Below are 19,482 nucleotides of genomic sequence, written 5' to 3' on the forward strand. Positions count from 1 at the left end.
TGTCTCGACTGCCTCGGAAGAGGCCAGGCCGAAGGGAGCGGGAGATGAATCCGAGTGCGGCCGAACTGGCGGCAGATGTCATCCAGTGGGTTGCGGAGCGCATGCTTGTGCAGTTGCGTGATGAGCTCACCGCCTTCGGCGTGAATGCGGAACTGCGCGACAACAACAGCGCCCTGATGGTTGCGCGGCTCCGTCCGGGGCTGCCGGTGCGGGTGATCGTCGAGTACGACGGTCTGTACTACTCCTGGCATGACGCGAAGAAACGACACCCGACCAACGATCCGCGAGGGGCGGCCTCGATCCTGGCCGAGTACGTCAAGGGTCGCTGAGACGGACGCGGCGAGGCAGTGACAGCGCCTCGGTCGGAGGGGGCGGGGTGCGCTTGCCCTGCCTCGTCGCGTCTCTTCATCCCGGCAGGCCATGGCAATCTCGTCCCGGCCGCCTGCTGCCGGTCTTGCCTGCCGGGGTGTGTTCCTGGGCGGCTTGCGTTGCCTGAACTGGCGTGGACAGATGGGTCCGGCCAGGATACGCTCAAACTTGGTAAAACAACCTGTCGGGTGCTGGACGGTCATGATGTCACTTGAGTCCGTACCGCCGAAGTATGCGCAGCTTGTGCAGACTCTTCAACGGCGTATCGAATCGGGAACCTATCCCCCGGGCTCCCTCCTTCCCAGTGAGAACCAACTGATCCAAGAGTTCGGCGTCTCCCGCCCCACGGTGGTGGCCGCGCTGCGGGTGCTTCGCGAACAGGGCTGGATCGAGTCCCAGCAGGGCAAGGGGCGTTTCGTTCTCGGCCGTCCGGCGATGTCGTCGGTGGAGCAGAACCGGCCAGGCCGGGCGTACCTCACCAACCCTGAGACCGATGCCTCCGGGGAGCTGATCGAGGCGGGGGCGGTAGCGGCGCCTAACAGGGTGGCGGCGCTGCTGGAGCTGCAACCCAAGAGCAGGGCGTTTCTGCGTCGTCGTTTGATCGTCCGTGATGGTGAGCCGACCGAGTTGGTCTCGCTCTGGCTGCCCTTGGAGCTGTCGGAGGGCACGGACTTGACCAGTGGTGAACCGTTGCCCGATGGCCTGCGTGGGCACCTTCGGTCGCGCAAGGGCGTTCGCTTCGATCACATCGTGGAGCAGATCACCGCGCGCATGCCCACTGCCGGTGAGGCCAAGCAGCTCGCCATGCCGAAGAACACGCCGTTGCTGGCGGTCTTCGGCTCGGTCCGGGATGCGTCCGGGCGTCCTTTGGTCGTGGTCGAGGTACTGCTGCCGGCGGATCGTCATGAGCTGGAGGACGCCTATCCGATTGGCTAGGGAAGTCTTACCCACTGAGCCCGCCCTAGGCACTTGACCTATCAAGCGGGCTCTTCTTATGCTCTAAGCACTTGATAGGTTAAGTGCCTGTCAGTCGAGAGAGGAAACCTTATGGCTTTGCAAGGCCCTGTCCCCGTCACCTTCGCCATGGTCTTCCCGCACGGCTGCTACATCGTCGGCGAGGTCGAACCCGTCAAGGACTTCGACGCCTCGTCCAACGGCCGGTTCGTGCAGGCCCGCGACAAGCAGACCCAAGAGCTGGTCTGGCAGGTCGCGGTCATGGACGGTGACCCGACCCTCAAGCCCGCTCAGAAGACGGTCGCGGTCAAGATCCTCGCGCCGGTGCAGCCGGTGCCTCCCGCCCCGATGCCGGGGCTTCCGTTCACGCCGGTCGAGTTCGACGGCATGTCCGTCACGCCGTACGTCAACGCGGCCGGACGTCTCGCCTATTCGATCAAGGTCCACGAGATGCATGCTCCCCGCCAGACCAACCAGACCAACCAGACCAACCAGACGGCCAAGGTCGGAAAGGACGCCGCCTGATGACCCGACGCCGTACCCCTCGAACCAGCGTGATCCGGCTGACCACCGGCCGGACCGCCCGGACCCTGCTCCACCCCTACGGCCACCGTAAGCCGGTGCTGGCGCTCGACTTCGGCTCCGCCTGCGTCCAGGTCACCGCAAGAGGACCCGTGACCGCAGACGACCTGACGTTCGCACGTCAGCTCGCCCACGAGGCCGCCCGCTACGCCCGATTGGTCGAGCGCACTTACCGCGCCATGATCAGCGACCACGAGATGGTGCAGAACGGGACGGCGGCATGAGCAACCTCGGCCCGTATACCTACATCACGCTGTCGATGGAGCCCGGCTCCACTCCGCGTCTGCACATCTCCTTCCACACGGCGGACCTGAACATCCGTGCCGGAATGCTCGACAGCCCGCGCCCGTACCTGGAGATCGCCTCCCGCGAGGCGAACGTGTCGGTCTCCACCACCGGGGCCGGACCCGTCACCGACGCGGACCTGAACACGGCCCGCGAGATCTTCAACGCCGCTGCTCGCTACCTGGCCGACTGCGAGCGCCTGCACATCAACCAGTCGGCCACCGGCAAGACCGCCACCGACACGGCGGCCTGACCAAGCAAGGCGGGGCCGCCAGAAGCGGCAACTTCCGGCGGCCCCTCGGTTCTCCCACGACTCCACATCACGAGAGGCATCCACCTTATGTTCCGCAGGCTTCCCGGCGACGAGGCGCGCAACCTCGTCTCCACCACCCCCGACACGGCCGTCGTTTTCCGCCCGGCCGTCGTCACCACCCCCGCCATCATCACCATCGCCATCCTGGCCGGTCGGCTCCTCGTGAGTCTGGTCCGTACCGTCTGGCGGCACCCGATCGCCGTCGTGGTCCTGGCGGTGCCATCCGTGCTGTGCTGGCTGTACGGCTGGCAAACTGCGCTGCTCCTGGTCGCGCCCATCCCAGCAGGGCTCATCGCCTGGGCCCTCGTCGATCGCGGCTCGTTCGCCCGCTGGGTCGGCCGGCGGCTGCTGGCCTGGTGGCGGCTCATATTCGTCTACCGCCGCCACTGGCAACCGGTCATGATCGTCTCCGGGCTCGGCAAACACCTGCGCGGCCGTGACTACCTGCCCCGCCTCGGCAAGGTCACCTGCAGCGCCTGGGCCGACACCGTCACCGTGCGCATGCTCGACGGGCAAACCGTCAAAGACTGGTCCGACCGTACCGACCATCTCGCGCACGGCTTCGGCGCACCATCGTGCCGTGTCCAGGTAGTCAAGGCCGGTCGGCTGATGCTGACCTTCCCTCGACGCGATCCGCTGGCCACGCCGATGCCCGCTCTCCCCATCCCAGCTGTGCCGACCGTGGGGCCGGTCGAGATCGGCAGGCAGGAGGACGGCTCTCCCTGGCTGCTAAAGATCCTTGGTACACACGTACTGGTCGCGGGTGCCACGGGTGCGGGCAAGGGCTCCATCATCTGGTCGACCATCCGCGCGCTACTCCCGGCGCTTCGGGCGGGCCTGGTGGAGATCTGGGCGCTGGACCCCAAACTGATGGAGCTCTCTTTCGGCCGTGCCCTGTTCGGCTCCCACTACGCCGCCACCCCTGAAGAGTGCGCCGAACTGCTGGAAAAGGCCGTCAAGACGATGCAGGAGCGGGCCGCCCGCTTCGGCGGTGTCCAGCGCTCTCACACGCCCACCGTCGATGACCCGTTCATCCTGGTCATCGTCGATGAGGTCGCGTTCCTGACCGCCTACCAGGCTGACAAGGACCTCCGACGGCGCGTCTCCGCTGCGCTGGCCACGCTCACCACCCAGGGACGGGCGGTCGGTGTCGGCGTCTTGGCGGCCCTTCAAGACCCGCGCAAAGAGGTCATGAGCATCCGCAACCTGTTCCCCGACAAGATCGCCCTCCGGCTCGACGAATCCGAACAGGTGGACATGGTCCTCGGCGACGGCGCACGCGACCGTGGCGCGCTCGCCGACCAGATCTCACCGAACCCCGACAAGGGCGCGGGCATCGGTTACGTCCGGCTGGAAACTTCGCCCGACCCGGTACGCGTCCGCGCGGCTTATGTCTCCGATACCGACATCCACGCCATGGTCGCCGACTTCGCCCCAGAGGGCGGTGAGGCCCGATGACGGACCGGTCCACCCCTCGCGCCCTGCGGATGGCCCAGCCGCTTGCCCGCGACGTCATGGAAGAGGTCGCCAAGCAACACGGCGTGTGCATCCGCCCCGTCCCGCTCAAGCGGCTCGACACCCACACCGGCCGGTGGGAGATCATCGACGTTCCGTGCGGCTCGCCGATGGACAGCAAGTGCCCGCCGTGCGCCAAGCGCAACAAGCAACTGCGCAAGGCCCAATGCCGTGAGGGCTGGCACCTGGACGACGAACCCACGATCACCCCGGACAAGCCCAACGAGGAACAGCGCTGGCTGGTCGAGTTCCGCGCCGACATCCAAGCGCAGCGCGACGACACCGAACGCGACGGCGGCGACACCACCGACCTGGACTCGGTCATCGAGGGCCTGGACGAGGAGATCAACGCGGCTGGTATGCGCGGGAGCGTGCTCGGCCGTGCGACTCCAAAGCGCTCGCGCTCGACCCGACGGCGGCAGGACGCGCCAGACCTGCCCAAGCGAAAGATGGCGCACACGACGCTGGGCCGGACGTTCCAGGCCCCGGACGGCAGGACCTACCGGCCTTCGCTGTTCGTCACGCTCACCCTGCCCTCGTACGGCAAGGTCCGCGACGGCGCGCCCGTCGATCCCAACACCTACGACTACGCGCGGGCTGCTCGGGACGCGCTGCACTTCTCCAAGCTGGTGGACCGGTTCGTGCAGAACCTTCGCCGCGTCGCTGGCTACGACGTGCAGTACTTCGCCACCGTGGAACCACAGAAACGGCTTGCTCCGCACCTGCACATGGCCATCCGGGGGACGCTACCGCGAGCGGAGATCAAGCAGATCGCGGCGGCCACGTACCACCAGGTGTGGTGGCCCTCTGTCGATCAGGTGGTCTTCGAGGGCGAGCACCTGCCGGTCTGGCAGGAAGGGGCCGGCTACCTCGACCCCGCCACCGGAGAGGTACTCCCTACCTGGGACGAGGCCCTCGACGAGTTGGACGCCGAGCCGCTGCATGCGATCCGCTTCGGTGAGCAGGTGGACGTCAAGGGCGTGCTCGCGGGCACTACGGACGCCGACCAGTGCATCCGTTACCTATCGAAGTATCTGACCAAAAGCCTCGGCGACGGACTCGACAGTCGCGCCCAGCAGGAGCACGCGGCTCGCTTCGTAGACGCCCTGCGCTACGAGCCGTGCTCGCCGACCTGCCCGAACTGGCTGCGCTACGGCGTCCAGCCCAAGGGTGCCAAGGTGGGGATGGCGCCTGGCCGATGCCGGTCCAAGGCGCACAAGCCCGAACACCTCGGGTATGCGGGCCGCCGCGTCTTGGTCTCCCGTAAGTGGTCGAACAAGACGCTGGCGGAGCACAAGCAGGACCGCCGTACCTGGGTCCTGGAGGCCCTCGGCAAGGCAGACGAGCCCATAGACCCACACCGCTACGTCTGGCGACCTATCCCGGTCGGTGACGCCAATGTCGCTCCCCTGGCTGTCCGGCTCCTGCGATCCGTTCGCGAGCGGCAACGCTGGCGCGCCCACATGGCCGAACTCCAAGCCAGAGCAGACGGCCAAGATCTTTCGGCAGATCCACAAGCGGCGTGAAGGAGGTAGATACGTGGACCAGCTACTGACCGTCGATGAAGCGGCCGAACTGCTGCACACCTCGGCGCGCTTCGTCCGTCGCCTGATCTCTGAGCGACGTATCGAGTTCGTGAAGGTCGGCAGACACGTCCGCATCCGCGAATCGGCTCTGATCGCCTTCGTCGTCGCGGGCACCATCGCGCCCCTCACCCACCAGGACGTCACAGGGAGGGCCGCCTGATGGCCAACAAGGACAGACACCGGCGTTTCGGCAATATCCGCAAGCTCCCCTCTGGACGCTTCCAGATTCGCTATCCCGGGCCAGACGGCGTAATCCACACAGGTACAACGACCTACGCCACCAGGACGGACGCTGATCGGGCGCTGACGCTCATCGAGGCTCAGATGATCTCGGGGGAATGGACCGATCCTGAGCGCGGCAAGATCGAGTTGGCCGACTACGCGCGGGACTGGATCAAGGAACGTCCGGGGCTTCGGCCGAAGACTGTCGAGCTGTACACGTGGCTGCTGGAGCGCCACATCGTCCCGACGCTGGGAAAGGTCTCGGTCGGCAAGCTCACGACGAAGACGGTCCGCTCCTGGCGTGCGGGTCTCCTCGACCGTGGCGTGTCCGTCTCCACGGCGGCAAAGGCGTACCGCCTGCTCCGGGCCGTGCTGATGACGGCTGTCGAAGAGGACAAGATGATCAGTCGCAACCCGTGCCGGATCAAGGGTGCGGGCAACGAGCACACCCCAGAACGCCCGGTGCTGACCGTGACTCAGGTCTTCGAGCTCGCCGACCGGATGGCGGACAGGCGATTCAAGGCGCTCATCCTGCTCACCACCTTCGCGAGCTTGCGCTGGGGTGAAGTGATCGCACTGCGCCGTTCGAGCATCGATCTCAAGGAACGAACCGTGCAGGTGCGGGAACAGCTCCTCGAACTCGACGGCGGTGAGATGCGCCTGGGGCCGCTCAAGTCACGAGCTGGCCGGCGGGCTGTCAGCATTCCCTCGGTCATCATCCCGTCGCTGGTCGAGCACTTCGCGCTGTTCGTCGACGAGGCCGAAGACAGCTTCGTGTTCCTCGGCAAGCGGGGCGCGTTCCTACGGGGCGGCAACTTTCGGCGTGAAGCCCGATGGGCGGACGCGCTCAAGGAGATGGGTCTCCTGAACCTGCACTTTCACGATCTTCGACACACGGGGAACACGCTGGCCGCGCAGTCAGGGGCAAGCCTCGCTGATCTCAAGGCACGGATGGGACACGACAGCGACCGGGCCGCGCTCATCTACCAGCACGCCACCCGAGACGCAGACCAGCGGATCGCCGACGCACTCACCGCACGAGTGAAAGCTGAGCGAAAGAAGGCGGAGAAGAAGCGCAAGAGGGGAGATGACGACGGCGCGGGCGCGCTGGTCTCCACGAGCTAATGGCACGTTAATGGCACGAACACCCCGTCACATGATCAGTGGCGGGGTGTTTTTGCTGGTGGAGCCTAGGAGATTCGAACTCCTGACTTCCTGCTTGCAAAGCAGGCGCTCTGCCAACTGAGCTAAGGCCCCTCGACGTGACGAAGATAGCTTACCGGCCCCCGACACCCATCTGCTGCCTACTCGGGTCTTCGCTCAAGATCAAGCCTGGGAAGTCGGCGATCGAGTCCAGGATGTGTGTGGCGCCTCCCTTGAGGAGTCGCTCCCGGCTGTGGACGCCGGTCATCACGCCGGCCACGATCGAGGCGCCGGCTCGGCGGCCGCAGAGCATGTCGCTTTCCGAGTCGCCGATGACCGCCACCTGTCGTACGTCCTCGATGCCGAGGCGGAGTACGGCGTGCAGGACCATGTCGGGCCAGGGGCGGCCACGGCCGCCGGCGTCTTCGGGGCAGATGGCGAGGTCGATCTTGTCGTGCCAGCCGAGGACGCTGAGGACGCGGCTCAGGGTGACGCGGCTGAAGCCGGTGATCAGGGCCAGTTTCAGGCCGGAGCCGCGGAGCTTGTCGAGGACCTCGATGACTCCGGGCATGGGAACGAGACCTGCTCGGTCGAGCGCACCCTCGTATGAGCGCTCGAACGTCAGGTTCGCCGCCTGAGCCTGGGCCTCGTTGCCGGGGAAGATCCCTCGGAAGACATCGATCTTGGGACAGCCCCGGGACCGGTGCACGTGCACCATGGCACGCGCGTACGCGCCGGTCCCGGGGACGATGCCCTGAGTGGCTATCGCCTCAGCGAAAGCCCGCTCGACCATGGCGATGTCACCGACTGTTGTGCCGGCCAGGTCCAGGCACGCCAGCTTTATCTGGACGACGTCATTCATCGCCTCGCCAGGTCGGTTAGTTCTCGCTGCCGGTGGCCTCGGTCCAGAGATCGAGCTCGGCGCGGTCGGCCTGCACCTTGCGCCAGACCAGCAGCCCCCCAAGGGCGATCAGCGCCAGAACGACAAGCTTCTTCACGGTGTGACCCCACTTCTTCGACGGCCTCACCTGCCGGGGTGAGACCCAACGGTTGACATGCAGCCTAGCAAGGGATGGCTGCGGTCCTTGTGTTGTGCACGAACCAGATGTACCGGATGTGCAAAGAACGAATGAACAACCCCAGGTGGGGCCGGTTATCCCGTCCCATCTCGGACACCAGGTAGATCATGTCAAACCGTAGCGGTTGCGGGTGGCCCAGCTCACGGCCGGGCCCATCGCGGCGCCGGCCGCCACGAACAGGCCGCCGACCAGCAGCCACCCCAGCGTGCCCCCGCCGATGACGAGGGTGGTGAGAACGACCGGGCCGAGCATCCTGGCCACCGCCATCCCGGTCCCGAAGAAGCCCTGGTACTGGCCCTGCTTGTCCGCCGGTGCCAGGGCGAAGCCGATCTCCCAGGCGCCCGCCCCGAGCAGCATCTCGCCGTACGCCTGGAGCCCAGACGCGGCGAGCAGGATCAGCCCGGCGAGCCAGGCCGACGAGCCGATGGCCGACATCGCGAACACCGCGCAGGCCGCCAGCATGACCAGGCCCGCGTACCGCACCGATCGGGAGGCGTCGGCCAGGCCCCTGACCCGACGCGCGATCCGTACCTGGAAGAGCAGCACGCTCACCGTGTTGACCAGGAGCAGGGCCGAGACCAGCCAGGTCGGTGCCGTGGTGCGCTGGACGATCCAGAGGGGGACGATCAGGCTGAGCAGCGGCATGTAGAAGAGCATGATCGCGTTGATCAGCGTGATCACCGCGTACGGCCGGTCCCTTAGCACGGCCAGCTTCGGCCCGGCAGCGGCGGGGACCGGGGCGACGGCGGGCAGCCGGAGCAGAAGGAGGGCGGCGGCCAGGAAGCTGACCGCGTCCACCGCGAACACGGCCAGGTACGCCTCCCGGGTGTCCACGTGCAGCGCGAATCCGCCCAAAGCGGCGCCGATCGCGAGGCCGCCGTTGATCGTGGACTGGAGTACGGCCCGGACCTCGGTGCGTTTGCCCGGCTCGATCAGTCCCGCCAGCAGCGCCTGGCGGGCCGCGGACAGGCCGGTCTGCGCGGTGCCGTATAGGCAGGCGGCCAGGACGAACAGCGCGAACGACCGCACGAACAGGAACGACATGACCGCGACGGCGGTCGACAGGGCCAGGAGGACGGCCACTCCGCGCGGCCCGCGGCGGTCGGCCAGGTGGCCGAGGGGGACGCCCGCGACGGTGCCGACGGCCCAGCCCAGCGTGAGCCCTAAGCCGATCTCCGTCGCCGACAGGCCGACGATCCTGGCGAAATAGAGCGCCGAGGTGACCAGGTAGGCACCGTCGCCGATCGAGTTCGCCAGCTGCGCCTGTACGAGGAGCCCTCTGCTCGACCCCCAGCTCGACCGTCTGCTCGCTGTTATGGGTCCCGTCGTGGGTTCCGGAGTGGGTCCCGTCGTAGTCATCGTCGCAGGTCCCGTCGCGGTAAGAGTGGCACCGGTGGTCAGCCCTTGTAGGACTCGGGGGTCATGCGGGTGGCCACGCCCATCCGGTTCCAGGCGTTGATCGTGGCGACGGCCACCACCAGGGCGGCGAGTTCCTGGTCGTCGAAGTGTTCGGCGGCCCGCTGCCAGATCTCATCGGTGATGTCGTCGGTCGAGAGCCTGGTGGCGGCCTCGGTGAAGGCCAGGGCGGCGCGTTCCTGGTCGGTGAAGAAGGGGGCCTCCTGCCACACGGCCACGGCGTGCAGCCTGGCGTCGCTCTCGCCCGCCTGCTTGGCGTCGCCGCTGTGCATGTCCACGCAGTAGACGCAGCCGTTGATCTGGCTGGCGCGCAGGCGTACCAGCTCCAGCAAGGGTGCGGGCAGGGTGCTGTGCCGGACGTACCGGTCTAGGCCGGCCATGGCTTTGTAGGCTTCTCCGGCGAGTTCGCCGAGGTTCATGCGCTCTGTCATGGCTCCAACCTAAGACTCATCTTGTCCCGATATAAGCTCCAATTTTCGGGTAAATGATTGGGCCAAGATGGATGTCCATGTAAGCCTTCATGGCCGGGGTGACCTGGCCGCACAGGTCTACCGGCAGCTGCTGGACGCGATCCTCGACGGCCGGCTCAGATCGGGCGAACGCCTGCCGCCGACCCGCGAGCTGGCCAGACGGCTGGAGATCTCCCGGAACACGGTCGCGGTCGCCTACGACCGGCTGGTGGCCGACGGCTTCCTCGTCGGCCGGGCGGGCGCGGGCACGTTCGTCTCGGCGGAGCGGGTACGCACCAGGGCGGCGCCCCAGGGGGTCGTACGGCCCCGCGCCATCTGGCGGTCCGTGGCCGCCGACTCACCAGCCGCCGGTCACGAGTACGACTTCCGCGTGGGCGTGCCCGATCCCCGGCTGTTCCCGATGGAGACGTGGCGCAGGCTGGTGGCCCGTGAGCTCCGTACCAGCCTCGCCGGATATGCCGACCCCTCCGGCCACGAAGCCCTAAGGGACGCTATAGCCCGACATATTGGCATCAGCCGCTCCGTACGAGCCGGCGCCGACGACGTCCTGATCACCGACGGCGCCCAGCAGGCGCTCGACCTCGTCGGCCGGGTGCTCATCGACCCCGGCGCCTGCGTGGCGGTCGAGGAGCCGGGCTACCCGCCCGCGCGCCGGCTGTTCCGCTCGCTGGGCGCCCGCGTCGTCGGAGTCCCGGTGGACGGCGAGGGCATCGACGTGACCGCCATCCCCAACGCCGCCCGGCTGGTGTATGTCACCCCGTCCCACCAGTTCCCGCTCGGCACTCCGATGTCGCTGGCTCGGCGCGCCGCGCTGCTGGCCTGGGCGGAGCGGCGGCGTGGCGTGATCGTCGAGGATGATTACGACAGTGAGTTCCGCTTCGGCGACCGGCCGCTGGAGCCGCTCCAGAGCCTGGACCGGGCGGGGCGGGTCATCTACATCGGCTCCTTCTCCAAGACGCTGCTGCCCATGCTGCGCCTCGGCTTCCTGGTGGCCCCCGCTTCGCTCATGCCCGCGCTGCGCGCCGCCAGGCAGCTGAGCGACTGCCACGGCGAGCTGTCCACGCAGGCCGCGCTGGCCCGCTTCATCGACGAGGGCCTGCTGGCCAGACACATCAGGAAGGCCACCCGCGAGTACGCCGCCCGCCACGCCCTCGTCGTCGACGCCCTCGCCGGTGACGACCGCCTGCGTCTGGTCCCCTCGGTCGCGGGGCTGCACCTGTGCGCCCGCTTCTCCCCCGGAGTGTCCGTACGCCCGGTTCCCCGGCTGGCCCTGGAACGGCTTGACGCCTACTGCGGTGAGAGCCCCGCCCAGCAGGGCCTGGTTCTGGGGTACGGCGCGATCCAGCAAGCCGAGATCCCCTCGGGCCTGAGCGTCCTGAAGGAAGCCCTGGGCTAACGACCGTCTCGATCCCTGTGACGGTCTGTGGGGGCTGGGGTCCTTATTGGGAGATACCCCCTTCGGGGGACCGGGGGACCCAGGAGGTCGAGGACCCAGGGGACCCGAGGGGGTCGGTCCGGGGGTCGGAGGGATCGGGGACCCGGGGGAACCGGGGTCGACGGACCTGGGGGTCCGGGGGTCCGAACGGTCCGGGGGTCCGGGAGCCGGGGGTCCGGGAGTCGGGGGTCCGGGAGTCGGGGGTCCGGGAGTCGGAGGTCCGGGAGTCGGAGGTCCGGGAGTCGGAGGTCCGGGAGTCGGAGGTCCGGGAGTCGGAGGTCCGGGAGTCGGAGGTCCGGGAGTCGGAGAGAGGAGAAACGGACACCCGACCCAGCTAGATGTGCTTGCGGCTCCAGAACCGTCGCGTGCGCTCCCCCGGCAGGTGCGGCTCGTCCGGCGGTGTCGGCTGCCGGACGATCACGACCGTCGTCTTGGCGTGCCGAGCGCAGTACATGCTCGTCGAAGGCAGGAACAACCGGCTGATCATCCCCCGCTTCCCCCGCCCCAGCACCAGTAGATCGCCCTCACGGGCCAGGTCGACGAGGTGATAGCCGGGGTCACCGACCCGGCCGACCACCGCCGTGGTGAGGTCGGCGGGCAGCCCACCGGCCACGTCGTCGAACACGCCCGCGATCACCTCGTTGCACCGCGCCTCCTCCCCCGCCTTCATGGCGTGCTGCACGGGCAGCGCCTCGGGGAAGGGGTGTACCGGGGCCCGGCTGACGTGGACGGCGATCAGCGCCATCCGATGCAGCCGCGCGGCCCCGATGGCCCACGCCAGTGCCCAGCGCGAGGCCGGGGACTCGTCCACCCCCACGATCAGCCTCGCTCCGCCGGGCAGGTCCTGATCCACCGCGACCCTCCTCGAAGAGGTACTCGACCATAGTGCGCCTCCGGCCCGGTTACCGGGAGGTGGCACTTTGCGAACTCTGGAGTCGTTCGCGATCCCCGGCGTAGCATGCGTGGGTGGAACGTGGGTGGGTGCAACCCCGTCCCGCCCTCGACCGGCGGCTCGACGGGGCGCTGACGCACAGGCTCACCACTTTGGTGGCCACCACGGGCTACGGCAAGTCGATCGCGCTGACGAGTTGGAGTGAGGCGGTCGGCGCGGTGCTCCACCGGCTGGGGCCCGCCGATCGCGACCTCACCACGCTGGCCGGCGCGCTGGTCGCGGCCCTCGCGGAGGTGGTTCCGGACCTGCCCGCCGAGCTCGCCGCCGCCGCCGAGTCCCCGCTCGGGCCGGACGCCGACGAGTTGTCCAGGGCGGCGGCGCTGGCGGGCGCGCTGGCCGAGGCGCTGGCGGGGCGGCTGCGACGGGGGCTCGCCTTAGTCTTCGACGGCATCGAGACGATCGTCGGCGCGGCCGGCTCCGTACGCTATGTCGAGACCCTGGTCCGGGCCGCCCCCCGCCACCTGCACGTGGTCACCGCATCTCGGGCGCCGCTGCCGTTCCCCACCGCCCGCCTTCGCCAGGACCATGAGGTGCTCGACCTCGACGCGACCGACCTCGCGCTCACGATCGGCGAGACCACGGCCTGGGCGCGCGAGCGGCTGGGCGAGCCTGGGGCGGCGATCGCCGCCACGCTGCATGACGCCTGTGGCGGCTGGCCCGCCGCCGTGCGGGCCGCGCTCGACGCGCTCGCCCGCACCGATCCGGCCGCCTGGCCGGGTACGGCCGCGGGCCTGGCCGCCACCTCCGCCACGCTGGAGCGGCTCACGCTGTCGGCGTTCAATGACCTGCCCGCGGCGATGCGCGAGCTGCTGCGGGCGGCGACCGTGCTGCCCGTGCTCACCGACGACCTCGCCGCCGCGCTCGGCGCCCCGCCCGACACGCTGGCCTCGCTGACCAGCCGGGGCCTGTTCCTGGAGGCCGGCCACGACGGACACCGGTCCGGGGCCGCCTCGACGGGCACCCACCGCGCGGCCGACGGACACCAGCCGGCCGGGACAGGCAACCACCCCACGGTCGGCGAGCACCGGCCGACCCTGCCCACCGGCGCGCACCGGCCGACTCTCCCCAGCGGATACCGGCTGACCGCCACCAGCGCCCACGTACTGGCCGCGCACGCGCCGCTCGACCGGCACGAGGCCCACGACACGGCCGCCGTCGCCGCCCGCTGGTACGTCGAGCACGACCAGCCCGAGCTGGCCCTGCGCGCCGCGGTCGCCACCCGGCACAGCACGCTCGTCACCTCGCTGCTCGGCACGCACGGCCTGCGCCTGGCCGAGCGCGGCGATGACGTGGTGGCGGCGCTCGCCCTGCTGCCCGAGCCGATCCGGCAGTCGCCGGCGATGCAGCGGCTCGCGGGCATCGCCGAGCAGAATCGCGGCGACTGGACCCGAGCGCGCGACCTGCTCGCCCGCGCGGCGGCGACCTCGGTGTTCGACGCGTTCCTGGCCAGGCGGCTCGGCCTCATCGACCACCTGCGTGGCGACCTCGACTCGGCCATCGCCATCTACACCAAGGGCTTCGAGTACGGGCTGCCGCCGGCCGACGCGGCGATGTGCGCGGCCTCCACCGCGTCGGTGCTCTGGCTGAAGGGCGACCGGGCGGGCTGCGCCGAGCTGGCGGACCGGGCGCTGGAGCTGGCCAGCGCGCTGGGCGATCCGGGAGCCCTGGCCGCGGCCAACACCGTGCAGGCCATGCTCGCCTCGCTCGACGGCGATCGGCGGGCCAACGACGCCTATTACCTGCGCGCGCTGGAGTACGCCGAGCGGGCCGGGGACGTCGTCCAGCTCATCCGCATCCGCGCCAATCGCGCCTCCTGTCACCTCGACGAGGCCGCCTACACCAGGGCGCTGGCGGAGGTCGAGATCGCGGCCAGGCTGTCGGATCTGGTGTCGTTCGCCCCGTACGCCGCGCTGAACATCGCCAACCGGGCCAAGGCGCTGATCGGGCTCGGCCGGCTGGAGGAGGCGGCGATCGACGCCGCGGACGCGGCGGCCAGGTGGGAGGCGATGGGGTCGCGGTTCGTCGGCTATGGGCTGATCCGGCTGGCCGACATCCAGGTGCTGCGCGGCGACCGCAGGTCGGCGATGGCCATCTACCGGCGGATCATCGCGGACGCCGGCGCGTCCGGCGAGGTTCAGGAGCTGTCCAACGCCCTGAACAAACTGGCCGTCCTGCTCACGGACGACGATCCCGATGAGGCGGCCCGCGTGGCCGCGCGGGCGCTGAAGCACGCGGAAGGCATCGCCGGGGTGGACGCCAGGCTGGTCGCGGCCCGTGTCGCGCTGGCCGCCGGGCGGTACGACGAGGCCAGGGTGCTGCTGTCGGAGGCCGAGTCCGTCGCCGTGCGGCGCAGGGATCACGCGGCGCGGGCCGCGATGGTGGAGCTGCGCGCCGAGCTCGACGGCGACTCCCGGCTGGCCGACGAGGCGGTGCGTCAGTGGTCGGCGCTCGGCGATCCGATCGGCCGGGCCAGGGCCGAGCTGGTCAGGGCCGCGCTGGGCGACGCGGTGCCCGGCAGGGAGATCGCGCATCAGGTCAGGAGCCGCATGCACGCGATCGGCTGCCGGGCGCTCGATGCCCGGATCGACGCGCTGGTCGGCCGGTTCACGCCGGTGGCGGAGGCGCGCGTGCGGGTCGAGACCATGGGAACGTTCCGAGTCCTGCGCGGCGCGGTGCCCGTCGCCCGCACCGCCTGGCAGTCGCGCAAGGCCCGCGATCTGCTGAAGATCCTGGTCAGCCGCCGGGGCGCGGCGATCGGCAGGGAGCGGCTGGTGGAGATCCTCTGGCCGGAGCAGCAGGGCGACGCGGTCGGGCTGAAGCGGCTGAACGTGATGGTGTCGACGCTGCGAGCGGTGCTCGATCCGGATCATGTACGTCCGGCGGACGAGTTCGTCGTCTCCGACGAGGGCGCGCTACGGCTCGATCTGGCCAACGTGGACGTCGATGTGGAGGGCTTCCTCGATCTGGTGGGCTCGGCCGGGCAACTGGATCAGGCGGGCCGGGCGGCGGAGGCGCTGGCGCGGTGGGCGGAGGCCGAGGCGTCCTACGGGGGCGACTTCTGCGAGGAGGATCCGTACGCCGACTGGGCCGTGGGGCTGCGGGAGGAGGCGAGGCTGGCGTACGTGCGGGCGGCGGCCAGGCTCGCGACGGCACGGGCGGGCGAGGGGCGGCACGACGAGGCGGCTCGCTACTGGCTGCGCCTGCTCGAACGCGACCGCTACGACGAGCGCGCCCACCTCGGCCTGGTGCGGGTGCTGGACTCGGCAGGCCGGCGCGGCGACGCGCGGCGGCGCTACGCCCTGTACGCCGAGCGGATGCGCGAGCTGGAGGTCGAGCCCGCGCCCTACCCCACCTGAGCGGCCCCTCTCCAACCCACCTGAACCTGGCCTGAACCGGTCGGGGAGATGGTGCCGAAATGAGGACGGTCATCGTACGGCTGGTCGAGCCTGAGCAGTCCGGCGGCCAGCTCCGCGGGCTGCTCGAAGAAGTCGGTGGCGAACCGGTGCCGTTCAGCGGGAGCGAGGCGATCGTCGACCTGCTGCTCTCCGCCGCCGGTTTGACCCGAGATCAGCCCTGAACCTCCCGCGAACCTCGCTCACCATCATCGAGGGTGAGAGGAGGCACGATGAGCGAGCAGCTGGGGAGCAGATGGCCGTTCGTCGGGCGAGGGGGCCAGCTGGCGACCATACGGGGGGCACTGCGGTCGCGGGCGGGCGTGATGATCGCCGGAGACGCGGGGGTGGGCAAGAGCAGGCTGGCGGCGCAGGCGCTGTCCGGCCTGGAGGGGTACGGGGTGGTTCGGGCGCTGGGTACGGAGACGGCGGCGGCGATCCCGTTCGGCGCGTTCGCCCACGCGCTGACCGAACCGCCCAGCAGCGGGGAGAACCTGCTGCGCTGGGCCGCGCGACACTTGGGCATCAGCGCGGGACGGGACGAGCTGCTGGTGAGCGTGGACGACGCGCACCGACTCGACGCCGCCTCGGCGGCGCTGGTGCACCACCTGGCGGAGAGCGGCGCCGCGAGGTTACTGGTCACGGTGCGCAGCGGTGAGCCGCTGCCCGCGCCGGTCGCCGCGCTGTGGAAGGACGAACTGCTCCGCCGGGTCGAGCTGCCGCCCCTGACCGTGGCCGAGGTCGGGGAGGTGCTGGAGGGGGCGCTCGGCGGGGAGGTGGCCGGACAGACCGTCAGGCACCTGGCCAGGGTCAGCGAGGGGAACGTGCTCTACCTGCGCGAGGTCGTGCACGCCGGCCGTACCTCGGGATGTCTGACCGAGACCGACGGGCAGTGGCGCTGGCAGGGCGAGCTGTCGATGACCACCCGGCTGCGCGAGCTGGTCGACGCCAGGATCGGGCACCTCGACCAGGAGGAGCGGGAGGTGCTGGAGCTGGTGGCGTTCGGCGAGCCGCTCGGCACCGATCTGCTGGTCTCGCTCACCTCGCCGATCGCGGTGGAGCGAGTCGAGGACCGCGGGCTGATCGTGGCCGTACGCGACGTGCAGCGGGAGCATCTGCGGCTCGGCCACCCCCTCTATGGCGAGGTGGTACGCGGCGGCTGCGGCACGCTGCGGACCCGGCGGCGGCTGCGGATGCTCGCCGAGGCGCTGGAGGCGAGCGGGTTGCGGCGGCGCGAGGACGTGCTGCGCGCGGCCGTGTGGCGGCTCGACAGCGGCTCGACCACCGATCCGGACATGCTGCTCGTCGCCGCGCGGCTGGCCTGGGCCAGGCAGGATCCCCGCTTGGCCGCGCGGCTGGCCAGGGCGGCGATGGACGCGGGACCGAGCGTGGCCGCGGTCGCGCTGCTCGGCGAGTCGCTCATGGTGCTCGGCGACGCCGACGCCGCGCTGACGGCGCTGCGGCAGACCGCACCGGCGGTGGTCACCGAGAGCGAGCGCGCGCAGCACGCCATCAGCCTGGGTCTCAACCACGCCTGGGCGGGCTCGCTCACCGAGGCGTGCCGGGTGCTCGGCGAGGCGGCTCGTACACTCACCGACTCGGCCTGGCAGCAGGAGGCGCACATCTACCTCGGCGTGGCCGAGTTCTGGGCGGGGCGCACCACCCGAGCCGTCGAGTCGCTCGAACGGGCTCGCGCGTGCACGCCGATCACCGTGCGCGGCGCGGCGCACCTGGCCGCGCTCGACTCGTGGACCAGCGCCTACTCGGGACGGACCGAGCACACCATCGCGGTCGTCGAGCAGGCCCTGGCCGGGGTGGACGGCTGGGGGGACGAGACGCCGCACGCGCTGCCGACGATGCTCGACGCGCGCTGCGCGGCCGAGACGTTCGCCGGGCGGCTGGACGCGGCGGAGCGCACCGCCGATTACGGCATGGAGCTGGCCGCCGCCGAGCTGTCGGTCTCCGGGTTCGGGGCGTTCCGCGCGCTGGTCAGCAGGCTGCGGGGCGACGCCGAGGGCGCCGTGCGCTGGAGCCGCGACGACGCCGCCGGGCTGTACGACCGCTCGCCGTACCGGGGGCGGTGCCTGGCCGAGCAGGCGCACGCTTTGGCGCTGCTGGGCAGGACGGCGGAGGCGCGCGACCTGCAGGCCGAGGCCGAGGAGCTGGCCTCCCGATGGGCGTTCACCCGCTATCCGACGCTGCAGGCCGCGGTGTGGGTGGCGGCGGCCAGCGGGGACCTGGACGAGGCGGTACGCCTGTGCCTGACGGCGGCCGACGCCGCGGAGAAGCACGAGCAGTCGGGGCATCTGATGTTCGCGCTGCACGATCTGGTGCGGCTGGGGGTTCCCGCGCTGGCCGCTGACCGCCTGTCCGCGCTGGCCGAACGGGTGGACGGGCACCTCGCCGGGCTCCTGGCCCGGCACGCGCGGGCCACCGGCGACCCCGACGAGCTGCGTGCGGTGGCGGCCGGGTTCGAGCGGCTCGGGATGATCCTGTACGCCGCCGAGGCCACCGCCCAGGAGTCCGCCGCCTACCGCGCGATGGGCAGGGGCGCTCTGGCCAAGGGGGCGCAGACCAGGGCGTGGTCGCTGGCCAGGCGCTGCCCGGGGGTGTCGACGCCCGCGCTGGTCGAGCTGGCCACGCCCGAGCTGACGCCGCGCCAGCGGGAGATCGTCCAGCTCGCGGCGGCCGGCCTGACGAACCGGCAGATCGCCGCCCGGCTCACCGTCTCCACCCGGACGGCCGCGAACCACCTGCAGGCCGTGTACGAGAAGCTCGGCGTCAACGACCGTGCGGAGGTGGGCCGGTTGCTCGCCTCTCTCTGAGCGGGCGTTACTCGCCGCCCTCTGAGTGGGCGTTGCCCGGCTCGCTCGGAGCGGTGTTGCCCGGCTCGCTCTGAGCGGGCCGGGGCTCGCTAGACCAGTGCCAGCAGGCCGTCGTGGAACAGCGCGCGCTCGTGCTCAGTGATCGCGCCGTACGGCTCGGCGGCCCGCCGGTTAGTCTCCCGTTCGATCCGGTCGCGCAGCGGCCCCGGCCCGAGCACGATGATCTCGGCGGCGGTGAGGCCGGCGGCCCGCCAGGCGGCGGCGTGCGAGTCGGCGCGGTGGTAGCGCAGCGCGGCGAGCCGGTTGAACAGCAGCACACCCGTCGGCGTGCCCACCGGTTCGTACGGCGGCGCCATCGCGGCGAAGGCGCCCAGATCCGTCGTGGCGCCCTGCGCGTCACCAGGATCCGCTCCAGCCGCGCCGATCACCCGTCCGGCAAGGTCGGCGAGCGTCTTGAGGTCGCGGCCCGCCCAGATCCGCTCGGTGGTGGCGGCGTGCACGGCGTAGAGGCCGTCGATGAACGCCAGCGCCTTGGCCGTCGCCCGCAGCGCGCCGTCACCGTCCTCCTCCAGCATGCCCAGGTCCAGGTGGTCCTGGATCTCGGCGTCGAGCTCGGCCGCGTCGCCGTACCGGTAGATCGTGGCGAGCGAGCGGCGGCTCAGCGGGCGGAGGGGGAGCGTGAAACGCAGGTCGATCAGGAAGCCGGGCAGCAGTCCCGCGTCCTGCGCGCGAGCCGAGGCATGCACGTTCACGTGGACCGCGCCGATGACGGGACCCATGGTCGCCGCATAATCCGCCAGGTCATGTAATTTCGGCATTGAGCGCCATTATGCCGGGGAAGAAGCGGTCGTGTCGGCCGATGGCGCGGCCAGTGGCTCCGCATCGGTCGGCGTGGCCCCGAGTCGGTCGGCGGCGCACGCCGCCGGTTGCTTCGCGTTGATCGG

At 70.4% G+C, this 19,482-nt stretch carries 19 protein-coding genes and 1 tRNA gene; 13 read left to right on the top strand and 7 right to left on the bottom strand.

Annotated elements, in window-relative coordinates:
* Nucleotides 1–44 precede the first annotated feature (44 nt).
* The 9 genes from ACIBO2_RS18850 to ACIBO2_RS18890 all read left to right on the top strand — a co-directional run bounded on the left by ACIBO2_RS18850 (nucleotide 45) and on the right by ACIBO2_RS18890 (nucleotide 6,951).
* Nucleotides 45–329, top strand: a complete 285-nt coding sequence (locus ACIBO2_RS18850; RefSeq protein ID WP_397298110.1) for a hypothetical protein — start codon at nucleotides 45–47, stop codon at nucleotides 327–329.
* A gap of 241 nt (nucleotides 330–570) precedes the next feature.
* A complete protein-coding gene (locus ACIBO2_RS18855) occupies nucleotides 571–1,305 on the top strand; it encodes a GntR family transcriptional regulator (RefSeq protein ID WP_397298112.1) in 735 nt (244 codons plus the stop codon).
* A 111-nt stretch (nucleotides 1,306–1,416) separates the two neighbouring features.
* Nucleotides 1,417–1,848: a plasmid replication, integration and excision activator gene (locus ACIBO2_RS18860; protein WP_397298114.1), complete on the top strand. Its 432-nt coding sequence runs from the start codon at nucleotides 1,417–1,419 to the stop codon at nucleotides 1,846–1,848.
* Nucleotides 1,848–2,129 carry a hypothetical protein gene (locus tag ACIBO2_RS18865; RefSeq protein ID WP_397298116.1) on the top strand — a complete coding sequence of 94 codons (282 nt, stop codon included), beginning with the start codon at nucleotides 1,848–1,850 and terminating at the stop codon, nucleotides 2,127–2,129. The genes ACIBO2_RS18860 and ACIBO2_RS18865 overlap by 1 nt, the downstream gene beginning before the upstream one ends.
* A complete protein-coding gene (locus ACIBO2_RS18870) occupies nucleotides 2,126–2,443 on the top strand; it encodes a hypothetical protein (protein WP_397298118.1) in 318 nt (105 codons plus the stop codon). Before ACIBO2_RS18865 ends, ACIBO2_RS18870 begins: the two co-directional genes overlap by 4 nt.
* A gap of 87 nt (nucleotides 2,444–2,530) precedes the next feature.
* Nucleotides 2,531–3,961: an FtsK/SpoIIIE domain-containing protein gene (locus ACIBO2_RS18875; protein WP_397298120.1), complete on the top strand. Its 1,431-nt coding sequence runs from the start codon at nucleotides 2,531–2,533 to the stop codon at nucleotides 3,959–3,961.
* Nucleotides 3,958–5,544, top strand: a complete 1,587-nt coding sequence (locus tag ACIBO2_RS18880) for a replication initiator (RefSeq protein ID WP_397298122.1) — start codon at nucleotides 3,958–3,960, stop codon at nucleotides 5,542–5,544. The genes ACIBO2_RS18875 and ACIBO2_RS18880 overlap by 4 nt, the downstream gene beginning before the upstream one ends.
* Nucleotides 5,545–5,557: 13 nt before the next feature.
* A complete protein-coding gene (locus tag ACIBO2_RS18885) occupies nucleotides 5,558–5,764 on the top strand; it encodes a helix-turn-helix domain-containing protein (protein ID WP_397298124.1) in 207 nt (68 codons plus the stop codon).
* The gene (locus ACIBO2_RS18890) at nucleotides 5,764–6,951 is read left to right on the top strand and encodes a tyrosine-type recombinase/integrase (RefSeq protein WP_397298126.1); all 1,188 of its coding nucleotides are present in this window, start codon (nucleotides 5,764–5,766) and stop codon (nucleotides 6,949–6,951) included. The genes ACIBO2_RS18885 and ACIBO2_RS18890 overlap by 1 nt, the downstream gene beginning before the upstream one ends.
* A gap of 56 nt (nucleotides 6,952–7,007) precedes the next feature.
* Here the strand turns inward: ACIBO2_RS18890 and ACIBO2_RS18895 are convergent.
* The 5 genes from ACIBO2_RS18895 to ACIBO2_RS18915 all read right to left on the bottom strand — a co-directional run bounded on the left by ACIBO2_RS18895 (nucleotide 7,008) and on the right by ACIBO2_RS18915 (nucleotide 9,895).
* Nucleotides 7,008–7,083, bottom strand: a tRNA-Ala gene (locus ACIBO2_RS18895).
* Between the two features lie 19 nt (nucleotides 7,084–7,102).
* Nucleotides 7,103–7,831, bottom strand: a complete 729-nt coding sequence (locus ACIBO2_RS18900) for an HAD-IA family hydrolase (protein ID WP_363991948.1) — start codon at nucleotides 7,829–7,831, stop codon at nucleotides 7,103–7,105.
* A 16-nt stretch (nucleotides 7,832–7,847) separates the two neighbouring features.
* Nucleotides 7,848–7,967 carry a DLW-39 family protein gene (locus tag ACIBO2_RS18905; RefSeq protein ID WP_214635294.1) on the bottom strand — a complete coding sequence of 40 codons (120 nt, stop codon included), beginning with the start codon at nucleotides 7,965–7,967 and terminating at the stop codon, nucleotides 7,848–7,850.
* A 186-nt stretch (nucleotides 7,968–8,153) separates the two neighbouring features.
* Nucleotides 8,154–9,407 (bottom strand): MFS transporter, encoded by a 1,254-nt coding sequence (locus tag ACIBO2_RS18910; RefSeq protein ID WP_358534249.1) that lies wholly within the window; start codon nucleotides 9,405–9,407, stop codon nucleotides 8,154–8,156.
* Nucleotides 9,408–9,445: 38 nt separating this feature from the next.
* Nucleotides 9,446–9,895, bottom strand: coding sequence for a carboxymuconolactone decarboxylase family protein (locus tag ACIBO2_RS18915; RefSeq protein WP_358534251.1), 450 nt, complete (start codon nucleotides 9,893–9,895; stop codon nucleotides 9,446–9,448).
* A 67-nt stretch (nucleotides 9,896–9,962) separates the two neighbouring features.
* Between ACIBO2_RS18915 and ACIBO2_RS18920 the strand changes: the two genes are divergently transcribed.
* Nucleotides 9,963–11,330 (top strand): PLP-dependent aminotransferase family protein, encoded by a 1,368-nt coding sequence (locus tag ACIBO2_RS18920; protein ID WP_397298129.1) that lies wholly within the window; start codon nucleotides 9,963–9,965, stop codon nucleotides 11,328–11,330.
* Nucleotides 11,331–11,703: 373 nt separating this feature from the next.
* Here the strand turns inward: ACIBO2_RS18920 and ACIBO2_RS18925 are convergent, their stop codons facing one another.
* Nucleotides 11,704–12,222: a universal stress protein gene (locus tag ACIBO2_RS18925; protein WP_358534255.1), complete on the bottom strand. Its 519-nt coding sequence runs from the start codon at nucleotides 12,220–12,222 to the stop codon at nucleotides 11,704–11,706.
* A 113-nt stretch (nucleotides 12,223–12,335) separates the two neighbouring features.
* Between ACIBO2_RS18925 and ACIBO2_RS18930 the strand changes: the two genes are divergently transcribed.
* Genes ACIBO2_RS18930 through ACIBO2_RS18940 form a run of 3 tightly spaced genes read left to right on the top strand, consistent with a single transcriptional unit; the run spans nucleotide 12,336 to nucleotide 18,538 of the window.
* Nucleotides 12,336–15,677 carry a BTAD domain-containing putative transcriptional regulator gene (locus ACIBO2_RS18930; protein WP_397298132.1) on the top strand — a complete coding sequence of 1,114 codons (3,342 nt, stop codon included), beginning with the start codon at nucleotides 12,336–12,338 and terminating at the stop codon, nucleotides 15,675–15,677.
* Nucleotides 15,678–15,736: 59 nt separating this feature from the next.
* Nucleotides 15,737–15,898: a hypothetical protein gene (locus tag ACIBO2_RS18935; protein WP_358430534.1), complete on the top strand. Its 162-nt coding sequence runs from the start codon at nucleotides 15,737–15,739 to the stop codon at nucleotides 15,896–15,898.
* A 48-nt stretch (nucleotides 15,899–15,946) separates the two neighbouring features.
* On the top strand, nucleotides 15,947–18,538 hold the full coding sequence (locus ACIBO2_RS18940; protein WP_358534259.1) for a LuxR C-terminal-related transcriptional regulator: 2,592 nt from the start codon (nucleotides 15,947–15,949) through the stop codon (nucleotides 18,536–18,538).
* 89 nt (nucleotides 18,539–18,627) lie between these two features.
* On the opposite strand, the gene ACIBO2_RS18945 is transcribed toward ACIBO2_RS18940, so the two are convergent.
* A complete protein-coding gene (locus ACIBO2_RS18945; RefSeq protein ID WP_358534261.1) occupies nucleotides 18,628–19,356 on the bottom strand; it encodes a hypothetical protein in 729 nt (242 codons plus the stop codon).
* Nucleotides 19,357–19,482: the final 126 nt, after the last annotated feature.

The sequence above is a fragment of the Nonomuraea sp. NPDC050022 genome, from assembly GCF_044460705.1.
Taxonomy (GTDB): domain Bacteria; phylum Actinomycetota; class Actinomycetes; order Streptosporangiales; family Streptosporangiaceae; genus Nonomuraea.

What these genes read in the sequence shown, in the direction of transcription:
- ACIBO2_RS18935 (WP_358430534.1), top strand. Translation starts at nt 15,737, where the DNA reads ATGAGGACGGTCATCGTACGGCTGGTCGAGCCTGAGCAGTCCGGCGGC.
- ACIBO2_RS18850 (WP_397298110.1), top strand. Translation starts at nt 45, where the DNA reads ATGAATCCGAGTGCGGCCGAACTGGCGGCAGATGTCATCCAGTGGGTT.
- ACIBO2_RS18860 (WP_397298114.1), top strand. Translation starts at nt 1,417, where the DNA reads ATGGCTTTGCAAGGCCCTGTCCCCGTCACCTTCGCCATGGTCTTCCCG.
- ACIBO2_RS18875 (WP_397298120.1), top strand. Translation starts at nt 2,531, where the DNA reads ATGTTCCGCAGGCTTCCCGGCGACGAGGCGCGCAACCTCGTCTCCACC.
- ACIBO2_RS18940 (WP_358534259.1), top strand. Translation starts at nt 15,947, where the DNA reads ATGAGCGAGCAGCTGGGGAGCAGATGGCCGTTCGTCGGGCGAGGGGGC.
- ACIBO2_RS18920 (WP_397298129.1), top strand. Translation starts at nt 9,963, where the DNA reads ATGGATGTCCATGTAAGCCTTCATGGCCGGGGTGACCTGGCCGCACAG.
- ACIBO2_RS18945 (WP_358534261.1), bottom strand. Translation starts at nt 19,356, where the DNA reads ATGCCGAAATTACATGACCTGGCGGATTATGCGGCGACCATGGGTCCC.
- ACIBO2_RS18890 (WP_397298126.1), top strand. Translation starts at nt 5,764, where the DNA reads ATGGCCAACAAGGACAGACACCGGCGTTTCGGCAATATCCGCAAGCTC.
- ACIBO2_RS18855 (WP_397298112.1), top strand. Translation starts at nt 571, where the DNA reads ATGATGTCACTTGAGTCCGTACCGCCGAAGTATGCGCAGCTTGTGCAG.
- ACIBO2_RS18900 (WP_363991948.1), bottom strand. Translation starts at nt 7,831, where the DNA reads ATGAATGACGTCGTCCAGATAAAGCTGGCGTGCCTGGACCTGGCCGGC.
- ACIBO2_RS18870 (WP_397298118.1), top strand. Translation starts at nt 2,126, where the DNA reads ATGAGCAACCTCGGCCCGTATACCTACATCACGCTGTCGATGGAGCCC.
- ACIBO2_RS18910 (WP_358534249.1), bottom strand. Translation starts at nt 9,407, where the DNA reads ATGACTACGACGGGACCCACTCCGGAACCCACGACGGGACCCATAACA.
- ACIBO2_RS18915 (WP_358534251.1), bottom strand. Translation starts at nt 9,895, where the DNA reads ATGACAGAGCGCATGAACCTCGGCGAACTCGCCGGAGAAGCCTACAAA.
- ACIBO2_RS18865 (WP_397298116.1), top strand. Translation starts at nt 1,848, where the DNA reads ATGACCCGACGCCGTACCCCTCGAACCAGCGTGATCCGGCTGACCACC.
- ACIBO2_RS18880 (WP_397298122.1), top strand. Translation starts at nt 3,958, where the DNA reads ATGACGGACCGGTCCACCCCTCGCGCCCTGCGGATGGCCCAGCCGCTT.